This window comes from Streptomyces sp. NPDC041129 (assembly GCF_055592265.1).
Genome location: NZ_JBVIYV010000001.1, coordinates 563,994 through 582,519, shown reverse-complemented (window position 1 = coordinate 582,519; position 18,526 = coordinate 563,994). Strand labels below are relative to the sequence as shown.

The window sequence follows — 18,526 nt, the reverse complement described above, 5'->3', positions numbered from 1 at the left end:
GGCGCCCGGAAGCACATCCGGCTTCCCACGCTCTCCGCACGAAGGGCCGCGATCAGCGTACGAAACGGCCCTCCGGAGACTCTCGTGGCGATCGCCACAGCAGTGCTCGACGGGGTGTGGTCAGACGTCCAGGCGGCGCCTGGCGAGCCAGGTGACGATCTCGGGGTCGTGGTGGTCGAAGAACAGTGAACTGCCGGTGTCGAGAGTGGCGATCCGGGCCATCTGCTCGTCGGTGAGCTGGAAGTCGAAGACGTCGATGTTCTCGGCCATGCGCTCGGCGCGCATTCACAGCTTGAGCCCCGAGTTCGCCGGTCTCTGGGAACGCTACGAGGTGACCGGACGCAAGCCCGCGCACAAGACCTTCCACCACCCCCGGATCGGGACTGTCACCCTCACCTCCCCGTCGCTGCACGTGGAAGGCACCCCCGGCCAGCGCATCGGCGTCTACACCGCCGAACCCGGCACCCCCGACCACGACGCCCTGCTCCTGCTGGACATGACCGCACCGCGACCGCCGCAACGCCCCGCGCCCGCGCCGAAGGCCACCGGTCATCAGCCGTACCGGGATTCGGCGCGGTAGGTCGTCCGCGGCCGGGCGGTGCGCCTCGGCGGCCGGGGGCGGGCTCGCGGTGAGACGGAGTGGTGTCGATCGTTCGAAACGCCGAGGCGTCCTGTGCGCTCGCGTCGGCGGGGTGGACAGTGCCGGGCGCGGCGGAAGATCAGGTGGGCTCCCCAAGGACCCGTTCCCCAGGGACCCGTGGGCTCCCCGGAGCTCTGTGCCTCATCCCGTCTCCGCGTTCGTGTCCATGGGGCGCCCCGTCTCGGCGAGCGCCAGCATGCGCGCGGCGGTCAGCGGGTTGTCGGGGTCGGCGGCGGCGGCCAGCATCCGAGCGGCTGTTCCGGCGGGTTCCTCGGGCGGGACGACGAGGAGCACCCAGCGGCCCACGCTGCCGCAGTCCAGGGTGATGGCGTGCGCGTCGCTTCCGGGTCCGGCCGGCTCCACGTCGATCACCCGGCCGGGCGCCATGACCCGTTGCGGGGCGTCGGCCCATTCGGAGGGGTCCACGGTGACCCGTATCGTGGCCCCTGGGTCCGGCTCCAACGAGCCGACGAGTGTGGGAAGTTCCAGTTCCAGCGCGTCGCAGCGCGGCCACCAGGCCCCGTCCAGCGGGCCGTGGCTGACGTCCGGGGTGAGGGTCAGGCGGGGCAGGGGCATGCGATAGGTGTGTGCCTCCGCACCGGACGCGTCCTCGGCCGGCGTACTGCTGGGTTCCATCGTGCGGCCCCGTCCCGGGAGCCGTGGGACGGCTGCCCGTTTCGCCACTCGCCGGGAACGGCACCGCCGGAAGCGCTGCGCGAAATGCTCTCGGTACGGTCAGGCTACTCCTGGCGAGGAGAAGCGGGCGGGTCTGTCGTCCTCCGGCTCCGCCGTCAGGCGGATGCCCTGTTCGGCGATGCGGCGGGGTCCGGTTCGAGGTCGGGTCCACGCCGATCAGGCCATCGCCAGCGGAACGGGCGCAGGCGTCGGAGCGCTGCCCGCCGCGGCGGGCCCGGCCGGGAGTACGGTGGAGACACCGAGGGCACGCCGCGCACCGCCTCAGGCACCGGTGCCGTTCTCGGGGATCGATGACGGCGGGGCGTCCTTCGTCCGCGCCGGGGCAGGGCTGGTCATGACCACGCAGGTGTTCCTTCCGACGACCTTGGCCCTGCCGGCGCTCCGGCCCGCACGGGGCAGGCCGCGTACCCTCGTGCCCGGCCCGCCGAAGCGACGGGGCAGGTCCTCGCCCCCGATCGCGGAACGCGTCCGCCCGCTGACGCGTGGTCAGGTCGAGGACCGTATGCAGGAGCTGGGCGACCTGTACGCGGAGACCTCCGGTGGCGATCCATGGGCGTGGAACCAGGCCCGTGCCGCCTTTCTGCGCCGCCTCGCGGCCGACGCGCGACGACCGGGGTTCTCACTGCTGATCGCGGAGACCACCGCCCTGACCGGATACGCCTACGGCTTCCCTGTGGGCGGCACGGGAACATGGTGGGCGGCCCTCGACGGACGCCTTCGGGCAGGGCTGCTCGGACGCGCCGGCTCCGGTCGGCTCTTCGTCGTCTCCGGTATCGTCGTCCCGCCCTGCGTGCGCCGGGAATACCGCGACCAGGTCTGGAACCTCGCCCGGCGCCTGCAGCGGCGATTGCTCGCCGACCACGGCGGCGCGCTCGGCGTCGCACTGGTGGACGTCCGGGACGACAGGACCGTCGAGACGATGCGGTCCTGGGGTTGGCGGTACGCCGGAGAGGACCGCGTCCAGGTCGTGTCGCCCGCTCCGTTCCGCGTTCTGGTGCTGGCTCCGGGGACGTGAGCGGCCGCTCCGCCGTGAATCAGGCCTCGGCCCCGGTCAGGGGCCCGGGCAGGCGCAGGGCGAGAAGGGCGATGTCGTCGGTGCTGCCGAGGGACATCCGGGCCGGCAGCTGGTCGCACAAGGTGTCCAGTGGTTCGTGGGCGAGAGCGAGGGCGTGGCGGCGCAGCCGGTCGAGCCCGGTGTCCAGGTCGCTGCCGCGGGCTTCGACCAGGCCGTCGGTGTAGAGCAGGAGCGTGGACCCTGTCGGCAGGGCGTGGACGGCGCTCGGACGGTGACCGGCGGCGCCCAGGTGGGTTCCGAGGATGAGTCCCTGGCCGGCTTCGAGGTACTGCGCGTTCCCGCCGGGAGTCAGCAGCAGGGGTGGCGGATGCCCCGCACTGGTCCAGTGCAGCGTCCAGGGTCCGGTCTCCGGACCGTGCACCCGGGCGAGGACGAGGGTGGCCATCCGCACGGTGGTGATGGCGTGCATGGCGTCGTCGAGGCGGTCCACGACGGCACCGGTCGGCTCGGAGTGGTCCCAGGCGAGGGAGCGCAGGATGCCGTGCAACTGCGCCATGCCGGCCGCGGCGGTGAGATCGTGGCCGACGACGTCGCCGATGACGAGGGCCAGTGAGCCGTCCCTCAGCGGGAACGCGTCGTACCAGTCACCGCCTACCTGGGATCCCGGCGGAGCGGGCTGGTACCGGGCGGCCAGCTGGAACCGGCCGTGCGCGGGCAGCGGGGGGAGGAGGTTGCGCTGCATGGCCTCGGCGACCGCGCGCTGCCGGCCGTACTGGCGGGCGTTGTCGATGACCAGGCCGACCCGGCGGCCGATGTCGCTCACCACGTCCAGATCACCGGTGCCGAAGGGCCGTGCCGGGTCGGTGCGCACGAGTGTCAGCGCACCGGTGGGCTGCCGTCTGCTGCCGAGCGGCACCGTGATGACGGACGCCGCGCCGGTCGCTCCGAGGAAGGTGCTGTGTACGGCGGCCAGCGGGGAGTCGGGCGGTGCGTCCGTGTCCGCCCGGTCCTGCAGGACGGGACCGTCTCCGTTCAGCACCTGGACCAGGGCCGAGTGGGTCGTCTCCCCGGCCGGGGGCAGATGACCGCGCCAGTCCTCCTGCCCGGCGTCACGGCCTTCAGGGCCGGTCACGGCCACTCGGTGCACCTGACGGGAGCCGACACGCAGGTCCACCGCGGCCCAGTCGGCGAGGCGGGGAACCAGGGCCCGGCTCAACCGGGCGAGGGCCTCGTCCACCTCAAGGGTCTGACCGAGCACGTCGGTGATCTCCGCGACGAGTGTCAACCGCTCGGCGAGACTCTCCAGGGCGCTGGTATGAGCGGCTCGTTCCGCCCGTTCCGCCCGCTCCGACTGCTCCGCGCGTTCAGCGCGTTCACTTCCCATACGGCGCTCCGCCGCGGTCTCGGCGATCAACACGACCATGCCCGGCGAGGCACCGGAGCCGTCGTCGTCCGTCAGAGGCGTGGCCGACCAGGAGATCGGGATCAGCCGTCCGTCACCCCGCAGGCACCTGTCGTCGTCCCCGCGTGCCGAACGCCTCTCGGCCAGTGCCCGCAGCAGCGGGCAGTACTCCCGCGGGATGAGGGCGCCGCCCGGGTCCCGATGGCACAGGTCATGCAGGTCATGCCCGAGAACCAGCGCCGCCGGGCGATTCAGGAGCCCCTCGGCGGCCGGGTTGACCGCGACGATCCGCCCGGCCGCGTCGATCACGGCGATCGCCGTGCCCAGCTGCTCGGCCACCCGCTCCCACAGAGGCGGCTTCGCCGCCGACAGCCGCCGGTGCTCTCCGCCGGACCTCACGCCCTCCACCACGTCGCCGCCGTCCTTCCCGCACAGACCACACCGCGACCCGGTAACCCGGGGCCGGCGGGGCACGGACACGTCGGTGCCCCGATGGGTCCCCCCTTCGAGTATCCGGCCGCACCGCCGACACCACAGCGCCACGAGTGCACCAGGGTTTCGGCGCCGGGCGCCGCGCGGGACCTACCGGCTCAGCCGCCGCTCTTGCGCCTGAACGACCGCTGGCTCGCGGCCGGGCCGTGCGCCGCACGCACCTTCGACGCGTTGGGGTTGGCGGTACTGTCGGCGGCGTCCGTCTGCGCACCGCGCTTGCGCGCCAGGGCTTCGCGGAACTTGCGCTTGAGGTCGTAGTTGCCGTCGCTGTCCGGCGCCACGGGGGACGTCGTCTCCGGGACGTCCGGCTCCGAACCTTCCGTGGATACGGGCTCTGCGGTCATGGTGACCTCCTGGGTTCGGGGATGGGCGCCCACAGCTTGTCATGCCGGAGCGCCGTACGGGGGTGCCGCAACATCATTGCTCACTGCCGGGGCGACGCGCCTCAGCCGTTGCGACGCATGAGGGCGGCCTTGCGGGCCTCGGCGAGCTTGCGGGCCTCCGCGGCCTTCCGGGACTTGCCGCCGGCGCCGCGGGCGCTGTCCTTGCTGGTGCCGAGACCGCGGAAGGGAGCGTTGGTGTTCTTGGGCCGGGGGACGGCGGGCCCGCCGTCGAGCGGGGTGCCGGAGGGAGCCCTGGCGCCGGTGATCCGGCTCAGCTCCGCCTCGCCCGAGCGCACCTTGGTGACGGTCGGCTCGACGCCGGCCCCGGCCATCATGCGGCTCACCTCCCGGCGCTGGCCCGGAAGCACGAGCGTGACCACGCTGCCGGACTCACCCGCTCGTGCGGTGCGGCCCGCCCGGTGCACATAGTCCTTGGGGTCGGTGGGCGGGTCGACGTTGACCACGAGATCGAGGTCGTCGACGTGCAGGCCACGGGCCGCGACATTGGTCGCCACCAGGACGGTGATCTGGCCGTTCTTGAACTGCGCCAGGGTCCGTGTGCGCTGTGGCTGGGACTTGCCGCTGTGCAGGGCCCCGGCGTGCACCCCGCTGGCCCGCAGGTGCCGGGTGAGCTGGTCGACGGCGTGCTTGGTGTCGAGGAACAGCAGTACACGTCCGTCGCGGGCGGAGATCTCCGTGGTCACGGCGTAGCGGTCAGGGCCGTGGACGACCAGGACGTGGTGCTCCATCGTCGTGACCGTGCCCGCGGACGGGTCGACCGAGTGGACGACGGGGTCGTGGAGGTAGCGGCGGACCAGCTGATCGACGTCGCGGTCCAAAGTGGCCGAGAACAGCATCCGCTGACCGTCGGGGTGCACCTGGTCGAGCACATCGACGACCTGCGGCAGGAAGCCCAGGTCGCACATCTGGTCGGCCTCGTCGAGCACGGTGATCCTCACCCGTCCCAGACGGCAGGCGTTGCGCTCGATCAGGTCGTGCAGGCGTCCGGGGGTGGCGACGACCACCTCGGCTCCCTGGCGCAGTTCGGCGATCTGCCGGCCGATCGACATGCCGCCGACGACCGTGGCCATCCGCAGCCGCAGTGCCTCGGCGTACGGCGCCAGCGCCTGGGTGACCTGCTGGGCCAGCTCCCGGGTGGGCACGAGGATCAGAGCGAGTGGCTGCTTCGGTTCGGCGCGCCGCCCGGCCGTACGTGTCAGCAGCGGCAGGCCGAAGGCGAGCGTCTTGCCCGATCCGGTGCGCCCGCGCCCCAGGACGTCGCGACCCCGCAGGGCATCGGGCAGCGTGGCGGCCTGGATGGGAAAGGGGTCACGCACCCCGAGTTCGCTCAGTGTCCGCAGCACCGCCACCGGCAGTTCCAGACCGGCGAAGGTGACGGCCGGGGACGGCGCGGGGGTCGTGGCCCCGGGCCGGGCGGGACCACCGTGCGCGATGCCGGAGTCTTCGGGATGATTCATGAACAGCCTTCCGCAGGAGAACGTACCGAGGAAGGCCCGGCAGGATGTGACAGCCCGCGCACAAGCGGAACCGAACAGGCAGAATCGCCCACCGCGACGACCACGCAAACGCATGACAGTAACACAAGGCATGACATCGCGCCGTGGTACCCATCGCTCGGCGGCCATGGCCACCGCCCATGGCCCCCTCCAGGAGCCGGCCTCGGCCGCGGACCCTTCGCCGCGGTCCGAACCGCGTCACCGGCGTTGTGAGGTCAGGAAGTCGTCGAGCATGGCGATCTGCATGACCCGCGACGGCGTGCTGCGGCGGCGTTCCTCGTACCGGGGTGTGCGGCACGACAGCGAGGTCTGGTCGGTCCTCGCCGAGGAGTGGCCGTCCGCCGGGGAAGCGTCCGGAGCGGGCGTCCGGGCCGAACTCGACCGGCTGATGCGCGTGTTCGTCGGCGCGTTCACCAACACCGGCGGCACCCGGCCGGCCCTCGAAGTCGTCCGCGACGTCTTCATTCCGGAGGGCAGGATCATCGCGAACGTCGGGGACGATCCGGTGATCTACGACCTCGACGGGTTCATCGAGTCCCGCCGGCGGATGCTGACGGACGGGACGCTGACCGAGTTCTCCGAACGGGAGGTCGCCGAGCGGACCGAGATCTTCGGATCGATCGCGCACCGGTTCAGCGAATACCGCAAGTCCGGCTTCCGCCACGGCGAATGGTTCGAGGGCTCGGGCTGCAAGACCACCCAGTTCGTCAGGACGCCGGCCGGCTGGCGGATGAGCTCGATGGCATGGGACGACGTGTAGGGCATCGGCGGCGCCGGAACCGTCCGCACCCTCCGCGCCCGCGCGAAGCTGCCGCCGATCGCCAGTGACCGGCGGGCAGCGGTGGCCTCACCGGACGAGGGTGAGGCCAGCGCCGCACGACACGGCCCGTCCGGTCCGTCAGGACGGGCAGCCCGAGTCGGCGATCACGTAGTAGCCGGACGAGGTCTCCTCGAGGGTGTGGGTGACGGCGACGTTGTAGAGGCCCATGCTCTGGTTGGAGCCGTTGGCGTAGACGTAGCCGAGACTCTGGTGGGCGCGGCCCGCCGCGACCTGGTTGTAGTTGTTGTCCGTGAAGCACTGCGGCTGGTAGCCGGCGGTCGTCGCCGTGACCGCCGACGACCGCGTGCCGACCGCGCCGCCGGAGTCCGTGGCGGCGACGGTGTAGGTGTACTTGGTGCCGGAGCCCAGCCCCGTGTCGGTGTACGACGTACCGGTGGTCGATCCCACCTTGCTGCCGCCGCGGTACACGTTGTACGACGCCGCGCCGCTCACCGCCGACCAGGCCAGGGACGCGGTGGTGTCGGTCGTGCCGGTGACGGTGAGCCCGCTGGGTGCCGGGAGGCTGCCGGTGCTCCCTCCGCCCGCCCCGTCCAGGCCCCAGAACTTCGCGGTCCAGTACGAGGAGCAGATGTGGTTGAGGTAGTAGGTACCGGTGCTGCCGCACTGGTCGGTGCCGGAGCCCGGGTTGACCGCGAGGCCGTGCGCCATGCCGGAGACGGAGAAGGTCTCCACGGCGGGCCTGCCGCTCGCGTCGTTGTACACGGCCTGCGTGGTGCCGCCGGTCAGGGTGGTGGTCGAGGACGGGGTACGGCTGATGCCCCAGACGTCGGTCCACTGGTCGCGTTCCTCGGTGGCGTTGGCCGGGTTCACCGTGGTGTCGCCGGTGCCCTGCCAGATCGCGACGCGCGGCCAGGGCCCGCCCCAGCCGCCCGAGGCGCTGCGGACCGCGTCGCCCCACTGCTGCGGAGGCTTGCTGACCGCACTGTTCTGGCAGGTCAGACCACTGGAGAGGTCGGTCGCGCAGCCCGCCGGGATGCCGGAGTCGATCGCGCCGCCCGCGAACACGTCGGGGTAGTCGGCGAGCAGCACCGAGGTCATCGCGCCGCCGGCCGACAGCCCCGTGACGTAGACGCGGCCGGGGTCGCTGCCGTAACGGGACGTGGCGTTGTCCACCATCTGCTTGACCGACAGCGCCTCGCCCTGGCCCCGGGTGTAGTCGGAGGACTGGAACCAGTTGAAGCAGGAGTTGGCGTTGTTGGAGCTGGTGGTCTGCGGGAAGACCACGGCGAAGCCGTACATGTCCGCGTACTTGGGCCAGCCCGAGTGGCTGTAGTAGTCACTGGCGCTCTGCGTACAGCCGTGCAGGGCCACGACCAGCGGCGCGCCGGACGGCAGGTTGTCGGGGGCGTACTGGAACATCTGCAGGTTGCCCGGGTTCGAGCCGAAGCCCGTGACCTGCTGCAGGCTCGCGGCCTGCGCCGGGGTCGGGGAGAGTCCGAGGACCACGGCGATCAGGGACAGGACCAGCGCCGCCGTGGAGGCGGGGCGCGGCCACGAACGGCGCGGCAGCGGGTGGGGGGAAGTGGGGTTCATCGTGCCACCTGGGTGATCGCGACGGGTGGGGAGGCCGAGAGCGGCCGCGCTCCTGCTTCGAACGCGACCGCGTGACCGGGGAGTTACGGGGACGTTAGGTCCGGCCTGCCGGAGGCGGTAATGGGGACGCGCCCCACCTCGCGGTGTCCGCGCCTGTGGGTCCCCACCGTTGCGGCATGCACAGGACCCGGCACCAGGGCCGCGAGGTTGTGGGCGCTGACGACCGCGTCGCAGTAGGGCAGGGCGGCCGCCATGCCGGCCACGAGCGGACGGTAACGCGGGTTCGCCGAGCGCGGGTTGACCCATACGACGCGGTAGGCGACGCGGGACAGCCGCGCCATGTGGGTGGCGAGGTCGGCGGGACCGCCGGTGTCCCAGCCGTCGGAGACGATGGCGACCACGGCGCCGCGCGCCATGCCGCGCCGGCCGAACCGCTCGTTGAACTCCGCCAGGCACTCCCCTATCCGGGTGCCCCCGGACCAGTCCGGGGCAGCTCGTCCGGCCCGCACCAGGGCGTCGTGCGACCCGGACCGCCGGAGGACGGGCGTGAGGCGGGTGAGCCGGGTGGCGAAGGTGAAGACCTCGGCGTGGGTGGCGCGGGCGGCGCAGAAGAGCAGTTGCAGCATCGCGCGGGCGTAGGGCTCCATCGAGCCGGAGACGTCGCAGAGCACGACGAGGTCGCGAGGGCGGGTACGGGGCACGAAGCGGCGTAGCCGCAGCGGTTGTCCGCCGGTGCGCCGGCTGTCGGAGAGGGTGCGGCGCACGTCGATGCGCCCGAGTCCGTCGGCGAGCCCGCCGTGCACCTGACCCTCCACGATCGTGGGATTGATGCGGTTGCCGCAGTCGTCCACGGCGACGAACCGGCGCACCTTCACCTGGCCGGTGCCCGCGTCGACGTCGGCTACGCAGATGTACGCGCCGAAGGGGAAGGTGAGGTTCGGCGGGTTGTAGACGCAGCTCGGTCCAGGTGGCCCTCGACGCCCTCGGGCAGCTCCAGGCTGGAGTGCGCGGCGAGCGCGATCTCCACCATGGTGCGGCCCTGGTCGGGGTCGCCCGTGACGAACCAGCGGCCCTTCGCCCATTCCAGGTCGTCCGGCTCACTTCGAGCATGGCGGAGGCGACGATCTTCGCGCGTTCGCGCACCTTGCGGGCGACCATGGCGGTCGCGGCTCCGGACACCGGCGTCGAGCGGGATCCGTTCGGGGTGGCCGCCAGCAGCGGGACACGCGTGCTGGTGGAGAACCGGCTGGCCGACGTCGCGCTCGGGCCGCTTCTCGGCGACGACGGCAGGGGTGAACTGGTCAGCGAGCCGCTGTTCCGCACCCAGCTCGTCGTGGTGACCGGCGCCGGGTCACCACGGCCGCCCGGTCCGCCGCCGCGCTGGTCGTGGCTGGTCGACTCCTTCGGGACCGATCCCGACGCAGACTCCGGACGGCTGCTCCGCCGGCTCGGCGTGGCCGAGGGAAACGTGTGGGTGTTCCCCAACCAGACCGCGACCCTGGCGGCCGCCGCCGAGGGCGCGGGGGTGGCACCGGCGCTGGCGCACCTGGTGTCACCCCGCGTCCGGCGTGACGAGCTGCGCCTGCTGGAGACGCCTGCCACGCCTTGGGACGCCACGTGGCACGTCACCGTCATGCGGCCGGGACACCGCTCCCCGGCCACCGACGCGTTCCTGCACTTCCTGCACACGCCCGCGGCGACCCGCCTCATGCGCGCGCCCGGCGCGGGGTCCCGCCCTCCCGGGCGGCCCCCGGTGTACGTCACGCTGTGGGGCGCGTGAGTCCTCCTGCCTTCCGTAGCGGCGCGCCCGGGCCGACCTGGCCGTTCACGCCTTGTGCTGCATGGAGCTCCGGGCCGGGTTGCCCTGCTCGGTGGACTTGGGGTCCTTCTCGTCGACCTTGGCCCGGACGCCGTCGGCGATGCGCTTGCCGATGGTCTCGTCGATGTTGGACCAGTACGCGAAGGCACGTTCGAGGACGGGTTCCGTCACCCCGTTGAGCAGGTGCCCGACGACATTGTCGACCAGACGGTCACGGGCGGCATCGTCCATGACCTCGCGCACCAGGGTGCCCGGTTGCCCCCAGTCGTCGTCCTCGGGGTGGGAGACGTAGGCGGAGCGGGTGATCTCGCCGTCGGCCGTCCAGCTCGGCGGGGATCCGTAACGCTCGGTGTCGGCCGCGGGGCCGCCCTTGGAGTTCGGGGCGTACACCGGGTCGGTCGTGTTCCGGTACGCCATCGCCCCGTCCTTGGAGTAGGTGTGGACGTCGACGACGGGCGCGTTCACGGGGAGCTGCTGGTAGTTGCCGCCGATGCGGTGGCGGTGGGCGTCCGCGTAGGAGAACAGCCTGGCCAGCAGCATGCGGTCCGGGCTCGGTCCGATGCCGGGGACGAAGTTGTTGGGCTGGAACGCCGCCTGCTCGATCTGCGCGTGGTTGTCGGTGGGGTTGCGGTCGAGCGTCATGCGGCCGACCCGGATGAGCGGATAGTCCCCGTGCGGCCACACCTTGGTCAGGTCGAACGGGTTGAAGCGGTAGTTCGCGGCCTCCTCGTACGGCATCACCTGCACGTACAGGGTCCAGCTCGGGAAGTCGCCGTCCCGGATGTGCTCGAAGAGGTCGCGGGTGTGGTAGTCGGTGTCGGCCGCGGCCATCTGGTCGGCCTCGTGCTGGGTGAAGAACTCGATGCCCTGGTCGGTCTTGAAGTGGTACTTCACCCAGAACCGCTCCCCGGCGGCGTTGATCCACATGTAGGTGTGGGAGGTGTAGCCGTTCATGTGGCGCCAGGTCCGCGGGACGCCGCGGTCTCCCATCAGCCAGGTGACCTGGTGGGCGGACTCCGGCGAGAGGGTCCAGAAGTCCCACTGCATGTCGTGGTCGCGCAGGTTGTTGTCGGCGCGGCGCTTCTGGGACCGGATGAAGTGCTGGAACTTCATCGGGTCCTTCACGAAGAACACCGGGGTGTTGTTCCCGACCATGTCGTAGTTGCCTTCGCTGGTGTAGAACTTCACCGCGAAGCCGCGCGGGTCACGCCAGGTGTCCGGGCTGCCGCGCTCACCGGCGACGGTCGAGAAGCGGATGACGAGGTCGGTGCGGGTGCCGGGCTGGAACACGGCCGCCTTCGTGTACGCACTGACATCGTCGGTCACCTCGAAGTAGCCGAACGCCCCGCTTCCCTTGGCATGCGGCTGGCGCTCGGGAATCCGCTCCCGGTTGAACTGCGCCATCTGTTCGATCAGATAGGCGTCCTGCAGCAGAATCGGTCCCCCGGGGCCCACGGTGAGCGAGTGTTCGTCACTCTCCACCGGTGCGCCCGAATCGGTCGTGGTGGCGGGTCGGATCTCCGTCATGGGTCTGGTCTGCCTTTCGTGGTGCGTCAGCGGCGATGTCGCCGCTCCTGGGACGCCGACGTCCGATCAGCGCGGTGCGGCTGGCGTCTCCACGCCCAGCACACCGTACGAACGCGGCGGAGACGTTCCCAGACACACCGTTCCCACAGCCGCGTCACCCGGAGAAGGCGGGATAAACCCCCCGACGCGATCCGCCGTGCGATACGGCGTGCACCGCGGGGACGCGTTCGCGCGCCGCGGGGAGGTACGGCTTCCGTACACATGACCGACAAGAAGCTGTCACACGCCGGGCGGAATGCGGGTTCGGCCGAGGGCCGTTCTGAATGGCATGACTGTGGGAGTAGCACTCGACGCCGCCGACGCGCGGAACCAGGTCGACGCCACCGTGCGGCTGGCCCGGGAGGCCGCGGCCGCCGGACTGCGGTCGGCCTGGTTCGGCCAGACGTTCGGCGCGGACTCACCCCAGCTCGCCGCGATCGTCGGGCGCGCCGTACCGGGACTGCACGTGGGCACCTCCGCGATCCCCGTCTTCGGACGGCACCCACTGCTCGTCTCCAGCCAGGCCCAGACCGCGCAGGCCGCGACGCACGGCCGCTACCACCTCGGTCTGGCCCTGGGCACGAGACTGCTGACCGAGACCGGATTCGGCCTGCCCTTCGAGCGCCCCATCGCCCGCCTGCGTGAATTCCTCACCGCGCTACGGCAGTTGACGCAGACCGGCAGGGCGGACTTCCACGGTGAGCTGATCACCGCCACCACGCCGGTCCCCGCCCGGGTGCCCGGCGCCGAGGGCGGCGTCCCCGTGCTGGTCGCCGCGATGGGGCCGCAGGCGCTGCGGGTCAGCGGTGAACTCGCGGACGGGATCCTGCCGTATCTGGCGGGACCGCGCGCCCTGGCGGAACACATCGTTCCGGCCGTGACAGCCGCGGCCGAGGCCGCCGGCCGTCCCGCGCCCAGGATCGTGGCCCTGGTACCCGGTGTGGTCACCGACGACGTGGACTCGGTACGCGCGAGGGCCACCGACAGTCTCGCGTTCTACGAACAGATCCCGTCCTACGCGCGCGTCATCGAGCTCTCCGGCGGTCGCCGGGCCGCCGACGTGGCCGTGATCGGCGACGAGAAGAAGGTGGCAGCCGAAGTGCGGCGTTACCGCGACGCCGGTGCGACCGAGGTCGTGTTCTCGGGCACCGGGATCGCGGGAGCCGCCGACCGCCGGCGCACCTGGGCACTGCTCGGCCAACTGGCCGGCTGAGCACGCCCCTCGGGGCTTCGCCCCCCAGACGCCCTGTCCCCGCTGTGCGAGGCCGAGCCTCGCCCGACCAAGGAGAACTCATGACCACTGAGGCCACCACCGCGGACCTCCAGCTCTTCACCGAGAACTGGCTGGACTGGTACCGCGCCCAGGAGGCCGGGCTCGCCGCCCCGCACGGGTTCCTGGCCGTCACCGGCCTGCACTGGCTCGACGACCGGCCGCAGCGCTTCCCCGACGCGCCCGGCGCGTGGCACACCGGGCACGACGGGGTCGTCGTGCACCTCGGCGACGGGGAGGAACTGGTCGTCGGCGGAACGGTGGTGCGGGGTGAACACCGCTTCGGTGTGCTCCCCGAGCGCGGCGGAGTGGAAGCGGTCTGGGGGGACGCCGTCATCGAGGTCGCCAGGCGGGGCGGCCATGACATCGTGCGCCCCCGGCACCCGGACGCGCCGCTGCGCACGGCCTTCACCGGAACACCTGCCTACGCCCCCGACCCGCGCTGGGCCGTGACGGGCCGGTACATACCCTTCGACGAGCCGCGGCCGACCACCGTGGGCGCGGCTGTCGAGGGCCTTGAGCACGTGTACGACGCTCCGGGCAGGATCGAGTTCGAGCTGCACGGGCGCCCGCTGTCCCTGACCGCGTTCCCCGGACGCGGTGCGGGCGGGCTGATGGTTCTGTTCACCGACGCGACCTCCGGGGTCACCACCTATGCCGCCAACCGGGCCCTGGCCGTCGGGCCGCCCGCCGCCGACGGCACGGTCGTCCTGGACTTCAACCGTGCCGCGAACCTGCCGTGCGCCTACACGGACCTGGCCACCTGCCCGCTGCCGCCGGCCGAGAACCGGCTGCCGGTGGCGATCGAGGCGGGCCAGAAGTTCCCCCGCGAGCGCGGTGGATCCTGAGCCCCGCGCCGACCCCCGGCGCCCCCTGCCCCCCTGCCGTTCCTCCGCCGCACTGTGGTGGCGGAGGAACCCCGGCCGGTGTGAGCGGGCGACGGCGCGCGCCACAGACCGCGGTCGCGGTCACCGGCGCGCCCCGGAAGAGGAAGCGGCCATGCCGCGCTGGTGATGGTCGGTGTCTCATCCGGAGCGGACGCGGGCGCTCCTGCTGCTCGCCACGACTGCCGCGCCGAGCGCGGAACACATCGCCTGGGCGAACATCCAGCTCCATGCCATCCGCGGCGACCCGCACTGGCGCGGCGGCGACTACCACGACGCCGGCCCCGGTCTCGGCCCGCACGCGGGACTCGGCCTGGCCCGCCGCCTCGCCCATGTCACCTACCGCAGCGAACCGGAGCTGCGGGACCGCTTCGGCCGCACGCCGCAGGGCGCCGAGGACCCCTGGGACGGCGGCCGGTACCGGGTCGAGTCCTACCTCGACCACCATGCCGCCAAGCTGGTGCGCCGCTTCGACGCGGGCAGCTACGTCACGTTGACGCAGGCCATGAACAGTCACGACATCGGCCGTGGCCGGGGCGGTACACGTGCCGCCCTGAGCCGCGTGACGGCCCGGACGCTCGTCGCCGGAGTGGACTCCGACCGCCTCTACCCACTGTCCCAGCAGGCCGAGTTGGCCGCCGGCATCCCCACCGCGGATCATCTCCGGGTGATCGAGTCCCCGTGCGGTCACGACGGCTTCCTCACCGAACTGGAACAAGTCTCCGCACTCGTGCGACAACTCGTCGGGCAGGCCGGAGGCGACCGCGAGTCCTGACGGTAGATCAGGACACCGTCTCGCGGGAGGTGATCCCGCCGGGCCCGGCCGGCCCGCGATCAGCTCATCGGCGCTGCCACTCCTCGGCCAGGAGTCGATACGAGCGCACGCGGTCGGCGTGGGCGTGGGTGATGGTGGTGATGATCAGCTCGTCCGCGCCGGTGGCCTCCTGGAGTTGTTCGAGCCGGTCGGCGACGCGCCCCGGGGAGCCGACGAACTGGGTGTCGACACGGTCGGCCACCAGGGCCCGGTCGGCGTCGGTCCAGGCGTGGGCGCGGGCCTGCTCCGGGGTCGGGAACGGGATGGCGCCCTCGGCGGTGCGGATGCTGCGGACCCAGGGGCCGTAGCCGGTGGCGAGTTCGCGGGCGGTCGCGTCGTCCTCGGCGACGACGACGTCGGCGGAGACGCTGACGTAGGGCTTGTCGAGATCGCCGGAGGGCTGGAAGGCGGCGCGGTAGCCCTCGGCGGCCTCCAGCACGGTGGCGGGGCTGACGTGGTAGTTGGCGGTGAAACGCAGGCCGTTGCGGCCCGCGACGTCGGCGCTCTGTCCGCCGCTGCTGCCGAGTATCCACACCTGCACATCGGCACCCTCGCCCGGTACGGCGTGCGCTTCGACGCCGTCCGCCGAGCGGTAGTCGCCGCGCAGGAGCGCGAGTATGTCGTCGACCTGTTCGCCGTAGTCCTGGGAGGAGGCGCCGGGCTGGTGCAGCAGCCGCTGCTGGAGCAGGAAGCGCGGTGAACCGAGCAGGTGCTGCGGGGAGAAGCGTGGCGGGATCAGCAGGCCGTTGGGGGCGCGCCCGTCGACGACGGGGGTCGTGGTCGGCCTGGGTCCCGCGGCCGTTGCGGACGGCCGGCCGCCCGAGCGGCCGAGGCCCAGGTCGAGGCGCCCGGGGTGCAGGGCGTCGATCAGCCCGAACTCCTCGACGGTGGACAGGGCGGTGCGGTGACCGAGCTGTACGGCTCCGGAACCGATCCTGATCGTGGAGGTCGCGGAGGCCGTCAGGGCGAGCACGACGGCGGGCGAGGTGCCGGCCACCCCCGGGTTGAGGTGGTGCTCGGCGAACCAGTAGCGGGTGTAGCCGAACCGCTCGGTCTGCCGGGCGAGGTCGATGGTGTTGCGCAGGGCCTCGGCGGCGGTGGAACCGGACGAGACCGGGACGAGGTCGAGAACCCCGAGGGGGATGCCGGACACGGTCGGATGCTCCTAGTGGTTGGCGGGCACGGATGCGGACGCGGGTCCGGCGAGGACCGGGGCCCAGGGGAACGGCGGGTCGGGGATGTCACGGCGCAGCACGGGGGCGATGTCGGACTGGAAGAGTTCGAGCGAGGCACGGTGCTGGGCCTGGGTGAGCCCGCCCGCGTCGGCGTGCAGGTGGAGCACGCTGTGGCCGAACCGCTCGTGGTAGCGGTGGACTTTGTCGATCACCTGCTGGGGGCTGCCGATGAGCGCCGAGCTGCGTTCGACGAAGTCCTCGAGGCTGGTGAACACCGGCTCGGCGCCCAGCCGTTTCTGGAGGGCGAGATGGCCCTCGAACACGGGACGGTACGCGGCGACCGCCTCCTGCGAGGTGCGGGCCGCGTAGTAGCCGGCCGTCCCCGCGCCGACGACGGCCAGCGCCGGGTCGTGGCCGTATTGCTCCCATCTCTCCCGGTAGTGGCGGATCAGTTCGGCGTACGGCTCGATGGGGTGGGTGACGTTGGCCGAGAAGAGCGGATCTCCGTACCGTGCGGCCAGGTCGACCGACTCCCTGCTGGTCGCGCTGCCGTGCCAGACCCGGACGGGCCGCTGGAGCGGCCTCGGCCACACCTCGGCGTCCGTCAGCGCGGGGCGGAACCGCGGTGCGGCGCTCACCTTGTCCTGCCGCCAGATCCGGCGGAACAGCTCGTAGCTCTCGGCGTTGCGGTCCCACTGGTCCTCGGGCGTGACGTGGAACAGCTCGCGCTGGGCGGCGCCGTTGCCCTTGCCGATGATCAGGTCGAGGCGGCCGGCGGACAGGTGGTCCAGGGTCGCGTAGTCCTCGTAGGCGCGGACCGGGTCGAGCAGGCTGAGCGTGGTGACGGCGGTGAACAGCCGGATCCGCGAGGTGAGCGCGGCGATGTGGCTGAGCACGACCGGTGGCGAGGAGGAGATGAACGGCCGCTCGTGGCGTTCGCCGACGCCGAATCCGTCGAAGCCGAGCTCCTCGGCGAGCAGGGCGTTGTCGATCACCTCGCGGAAGCGCTCGCCGGTGGATTTCCGCACGCCGGTCACGGGATCCGGGGCGTGCACGATGAGGGTGACGGCCAGGAATCTCACGGCGCCACCTGCCGGGCCGGCGGTCGCGCGTGGGCGTCGGGGTGGGCCAGGCCCAGGTGGTCGCGGAGGGTGGTGCCCGTGTAGTCGTGGCGGAACACACCGCGTTCCTGGAGCAACGGGACGACGGTGTCGGCGAATTCGTCAAGACCGCCGGGAGTGATGTGCGGGACCAGGATGAAGCCGTCCGCGGCGTCGGTCTGGACGAAGGTGTTGATGGTCTCGGCGACGGTCGCCGGGGAGCCGACGAACGACTGGCGGCCGGTGGTCTCGATGACCAGCTCGCGGATCGACAGGTTCTCGGCCGCGGCGCGTTCGCGCCATTGCGCGGCGACGGCGAGGGGGTCGCGGAACATCCGGACGCTCGCGCGGCCGCGGGCGATGGTGTTCTCGCCGGGATCCGGGTCGATGTCGGGGAGCGGGCCGTCCGGGTCGTAGCCGGACAGGTCCCGGTTCCAGACGTGCTCCAGGTACTTTATCGCGGTCTGCCCGCTGACCTGCTGGCGTCGCACCTCACGCGCCCGCTCCCGCGCCTCGGCGTCCGTGTCGCCCAGCACGAAGGTCGCCGCGGGCAGGATCAGCAGTTGGCCAGGGGTTCGCCCGTGGCGGGCCAGGCGTCCCTTGACGTCGGAGTAGAAGTCCCGCCCCGCCTCCAGGGTGCTGTGCCGGCTGAAGATGGCGTCCGCGCTCGACGCGGCGAACTCGCGGCCCTCGTCGGAGTCGCCGGCCTGGAAGATCACGGGGCGGCCCTGGGGGCTGCGCGGTACGTCGAACCGGCCCTCGATGTCGAAGTGTTCGCCCCGGTGGACGAAGGCGCCGGCGTCGGCGTCCTTGAGGAAGATGCCGGACTCGCGGTCGGCGACGATCTCGTCACCGTGCCAGGAGTCGAACAGTTCGGTGGCGGTGGCGAGGAACTCCCTGGCCCTGGAGTAGCGCTGGTCCTGCGGGAGGAAGCCGCCGCGGCGGAAGTTCTCGCCGGTGAAGGCGTCCCAGGAGGTCACGACGTTCCAGGCGGCGCGGCCGCCCGACAGATGGTCCAGGGCGGCGAACTGGCGGGCCACCTCGTAGGGCTCGTTGAAGGTGGAGTTGATGGTGCCGGTCAGGCCGAGCCGTTCGGTGACCGCGGCGAGGGCGGACAGGACGGTGAAGGTGTCGGGCCGCCCCACCACGTCCAGGTCGTAGATCTCGCCGCCCTGTTCGCGCAGGCGCAGTCCCTCGGCGAGGAACAGGAAGTCGAACTTGGCGCGTTCGGCGGTCCGGGCGAAGTGCGCGAACGAGCTGAACTCGATGTGGCTGCCCGCCCGTGGATCGCTCCACACGGTGGTGTTGTTGACGCCGGGGAAGTGAGCGGCGAGGTGGATCTGCTTCAGGGGCCTGCCCGTGGTCGGGTCGCTCATGGT

General features: G+C 72.1%; 15 protein-coding genes and 4 pseudogenes. 8 read left to right on the top strand and 11 right to left on the bottom strand.

The annotated features are described in order from the left end of the window. Positions 1-120: 120 nt before the first annotated feature. Positions 121-285 (bottom strand): annotated as a pseudogene (locus tag ACZ6B1_RS02530) (aldo/keto reductase); the annotation flags it as partial. 10 nt (positions 286-295) lie between these two features. Between ACZ6B1_RS02530 and ACZ6B1_RS02525 the strand changes: the two are divergent. Then, positions 296-580 (top strand): annotated as a pseudogene (locus ACZ6B1_RS02525) (MmyB family transcriptional regulator); the annotation flags it as partial. Between the two features lie 201 nt (positions 581-781). On the opposite strand, the gene ACZ6B1_RS02520 reads toward ACZ6B1_RS02525, so the two are convergent. Continuing rightward, complete coding sequence (locus ACZ6B1_RS02520) at positions 782-1,276, bottom strand: DUF5994 family protein (RefSeq protein ID WP_468774232.1); 495 nt, start codon at positions 1,274-1,276, stop codon at positions 782-784. A gap of 394 nt (positions 1,277-1,670) precedes the next feature. Between ACZ6B1_RS02520 and ACZ6B1_RS02515 the strand changes: the two genes are divergently transcribed. After that, on the top strand, positions 1,671-2,351 hold the full coding sequence (locus ACZ6B1_RS02515) for a hypothetical protein (RefSeq protein WP_468774230.1): 681 nt from the start codon (positions 1,671-1,673) through the stop codon (positions 2,349-2,351). A gap of 19 nt (positions 2,352-2,370) precedes the next feature. Here the strand turns inward: ACZ6B1_RS02515 and ACZ6B1_RS02510 are convergent, their stop codons facing one another. From ACZ6B1_RS02510 to ACZ6B1_RS02500, 3 genes are all read right to left on the bottom strand, one after another. After that, positions 2,371-4,164, bottom strand: a complete 1,794-nt coding sequence (locus ACZ6B1_RS02510; RefSeq protein WP_468774228.1) for a SpoIIE family protein phosphatase — start codon at positions 4,162-4,164, stop codon at positions 2,371-2,373. Positions 4,165-4,343: 179 nt separating this feature from the next. Continuing rightward, positions 4,344-4,589: a DUF5302 domain-containing protein gene (locus tag ACZ6B1_RS02505; protein ID WP_468774226.1), complete on the bottom strand. Its 246-nt coding sequence runs from the start codon at positions 4,587-4,589 to the stop codon at positions 4,344-4,346. A 101-nt stretch (positions 4,590-4,690) separates the two neighbouring features. Then, complete coding sequence (locus tag ACZ6B1_RS02500) at positions 4,691-6,106, bottom strand: DEAD/DEAH box helicase (protein ID WP_468774224.1); 1,416 nt, start codon at positions 6,104-6,106, stop codon at positions 4,691-4,693. Between the two features lie 283 nt (positions 6,107-6,389). Here ACZ6B1_RS02500 and ACZ6B1_RS02495 point away from each other — a divergent pair. After that, positions 6,390-6,479: pseudogene (locus ACZ6B1_RS02495) on the top strand (GNAT family N-acetyltransferase); the annotation flags it as partial. 51 nt (positions 6,480-6,530) lie between these two features. Next, positions 6,531-6,905, top strand: a complete 375-nt coding sequence (locus ACZ6B1_RS02490) for a DUF4440 domain-containing protein (RefSeq protein ID WP_468776000.1) — start codon at positions 6,531-6,533, stop codon at positions 6,903-6,905. 138 nt (positions 6,906-7,043) lie between these two features. On the opposite strand, the gene ACZ6B1_RS02485 is transcribed toward ACZ6B1_RS02490, so the two are convergent. Together ACZ6B1_RS02485 and ACZ6B1_RS02480 are read right to left on the bottom strand one after the other, a co-directional pair. Continuing rightward, complete coding sequence (locus ACZ6B1_RS02485) at positions 7,044-8,519, bottom strand: extracellular catalytic domain type 1 short-chain-length polyhydroxyalkanoate depolymerase (RefSeq protein ID WP_468774223.1); 1,476 nt, start codon at positions 8,517-8,519, stop codon at positions 7,044-7,046. Between the two features lie 83 nt (positions 8,520-8,602). Next, a complete protein-coding gene (locus ACZ6B1_RS02480; protein WP_468774221.1) occupies positions 8,603-9,601 on the bottom strand; it encodes a vWA domain-containing protein in 999 nt (332 codons plus the stop codon). Between the two features lie 26 nt (positions 9,602-9,627). Between ACZ6B1_RS02480 and ACZ6B1_RS02475 the strand changes: the two genes are divergently transcribed. Next, positions 9,628-10,299 carry a LysR substrate-binding domain-containing protein gene (locus ACZ6B1_RS02475; protein WP_468774219.1) on the top strand — a complete coding sequence of 224 codons (672 nt, stop codon included), beginning with the start codon at positions 9,628-9,630 and terminating at the stop codon, positions 10,297-10,299. 45 nt (positions 10,300-10,344) lie between these two features. On the opposite strand, the gene ACZ6B1_RS02470 is transcribed toward ACZ6B1_RS02475, so the two are convergent. Beyond that, entirely contained in the window at positions 10,345-11,865 is a 1,521-nt protein-coding gene (locus ACZ6B1_RS02470; RefSeq protein WP_468774217.1) for a catalase, read from the bottom strand. 328 nt (positions 11,866-12,193) lie between these two features. On the opposite strand from ACZ6B1_RS02470, the gene ACZ6B1_RS02465 reads away from it, so the two are divergent. The 3 genes and pseudogenes from ACZ6B1_RS02465 to ACZ6B1_RS02455 all read left to right on the top strand — a co-directional run. Then, the gene (locus tag ACZ6B1_RS02465) at positions 12,194-13,117 is read left to right on the top strand and encodes an LLM class F420-dependent oxidoreductase (RefSeq protein ID WP_468774215.1); all 924 of its coding nucleotides are present in this window, start codon (positions 12,194-12,196) and stop codon (positions 13,115-13,117) included. Between the two features lie 80 nt (positions 13,118-13,197). Continuing rightward, positions 13,198-14,022, top strand: coding sequence for a DUF1684 domain-containing protein (locus tag ACZ6B1_RS02460; RefSeq protein WP_468774213.1), 825 nt, complete (start codon positions 13,198-13,200; stop codon positions 14,020-14,022). Positions 14,023-14,188: 166 nt separating this feature from the next. After that, positions 14,189-14,833, top strand: a pseudogene (locus tag ACZ6B1_RS02455) (alpha/beta fold hydrolase); the annotation flags it as partial. 64 nt (positions 14,834-14,897) lie between these two features. On the opposite strand, the gene ACZ6B1_RS02450 reads toward ACZ6B1_RS02455, so the two are convergent. From ACZ6B1_RS02450 to ACZ6B1_RS02440, 3 genes are read right to left on the bottom strand one after another with little or no spacing between them, the layout of a single operon-like run. Further along, entirely contained in the window at positions 14,898-16,025 is a 1,128-nt protein-coding gene (locus ACZ6B1_RS02450; RefSeq protein ID WP_468774211.1) for an LLM class flavin-dependent oxidoreductase, read from the bottom strand. A 12-nt stretch (positions 16,026-16,037) separates the two neighbouring features. Further along, positions 16,038-17,129, bottom strand: a complete 1,092-nt coding sequence (locus tag ACZ6B1_RS02445) for an LLM class flavin-dependent oxidoreductase (protein ID WP_468774209.1) — start codon at positions 17,127-17,129, stop codon at positions 16,038-16,040. Next, a complete protein-coding gene (locus tag ACZ6B1_RS02440) occupies positions 17,126-18,523 on the bottom strand; it encodes an NtaA/DmoA family FMN-dependent monooxygenase (RefSeq protein ID WP_468774207.1) in 1,398 nt (465 codons plus the stop codon). The genes ACZ6B1_RS02445 and ACZ6B1_RS02440 overlap by 4 nt, the downstream gene beginning before the upstream one ends. Between the last annotated feature and the right edge of the window lie 3 nt (positions 18,524-18,526).

Bases quoted from the DNA above. Each gene is read 5' to 3' on its own strand.
- ACZ6B1_RS02520 (WP_468774232.1), bottom strand. From the start codon at position 1,276: ATGGAACCCAGCAGTACGCCGGCCGAGGACGCGTCCGGTGCGGAGGCA.
- ACZ6B1_RS02515 (WP_468774230.1), top strand. From the start codon at position 1,671: ATGACCACGCAGGTGTTCCTTCCGACGACCTTGGCCCTGCCGGCGCTC.
- ACZ6B1_RS02505 (WP_468774226.1), bottom strand. From the start codon at position 4,589: ATGACCGCAGAGCCCGTATCCACGGAAGGTTCGGAGCCGGACGTCCCG.
- ACZ6B1_RS02500 (WP_468774224.1), bottom strand. From the start codon at position 6,106: ATGAATCATCCCGAAGACTCCGGCATCGCGCACGGTGGTCCCGCCCGG.
- ACZ6B1_RS02485 (WP_468774223.1), bottom strand. From the start codon at position 8,519: ATGAACCCCACTTCCCCCCACCCGCTGCCGCGCCGTTCGTGGCCGCGC.
- ACZ6B1_RS02480 (WP_468774221.1), bottom strand. From the start codon at position 9,601: ATGGGCGAAGGGCCGCTGGTTCGTCACGGGCGACCCCGACCAGGGCCG.
- ACZ6B1_RS02475 (WP_468774219.1), top strand. From the start codon at position 9,628: ATGGCGGAGGCGACGATCTTCGCGCGTTCGCGCACCTTGCGGGCGACC.
- ACZ6B1_RS02470 (WP_468774217.1), bottom strand. From the start codon at position 11,865: ATGACGGAGATCCGACCCGCCACCACGACCGATTCGGGCGCACCGGTG.
- ACZ6B1_RS02465 (WP_468774215.1), top strand. From the start codon at position 12,194: ATGACTGTGGGAGTAGCACTCGACGCCGCCGACGCGCGGAACCAGGTC.
- ACZ6B1_RS02460 (WP_468774213.1), top strand. From the start codon at position 13,198: ATGACCACTGAGGCCACCACCGCGGACCTCCAGCTCTTCACCGAGAAC.
- ACZ6B1_RS02440 (WP_468774207.1), bottom strand. From the start codon at position 18,523: ATGAGCGACCCGACCACGGGCAGGCCCCTGAAGCAGATCCACCTCGCC.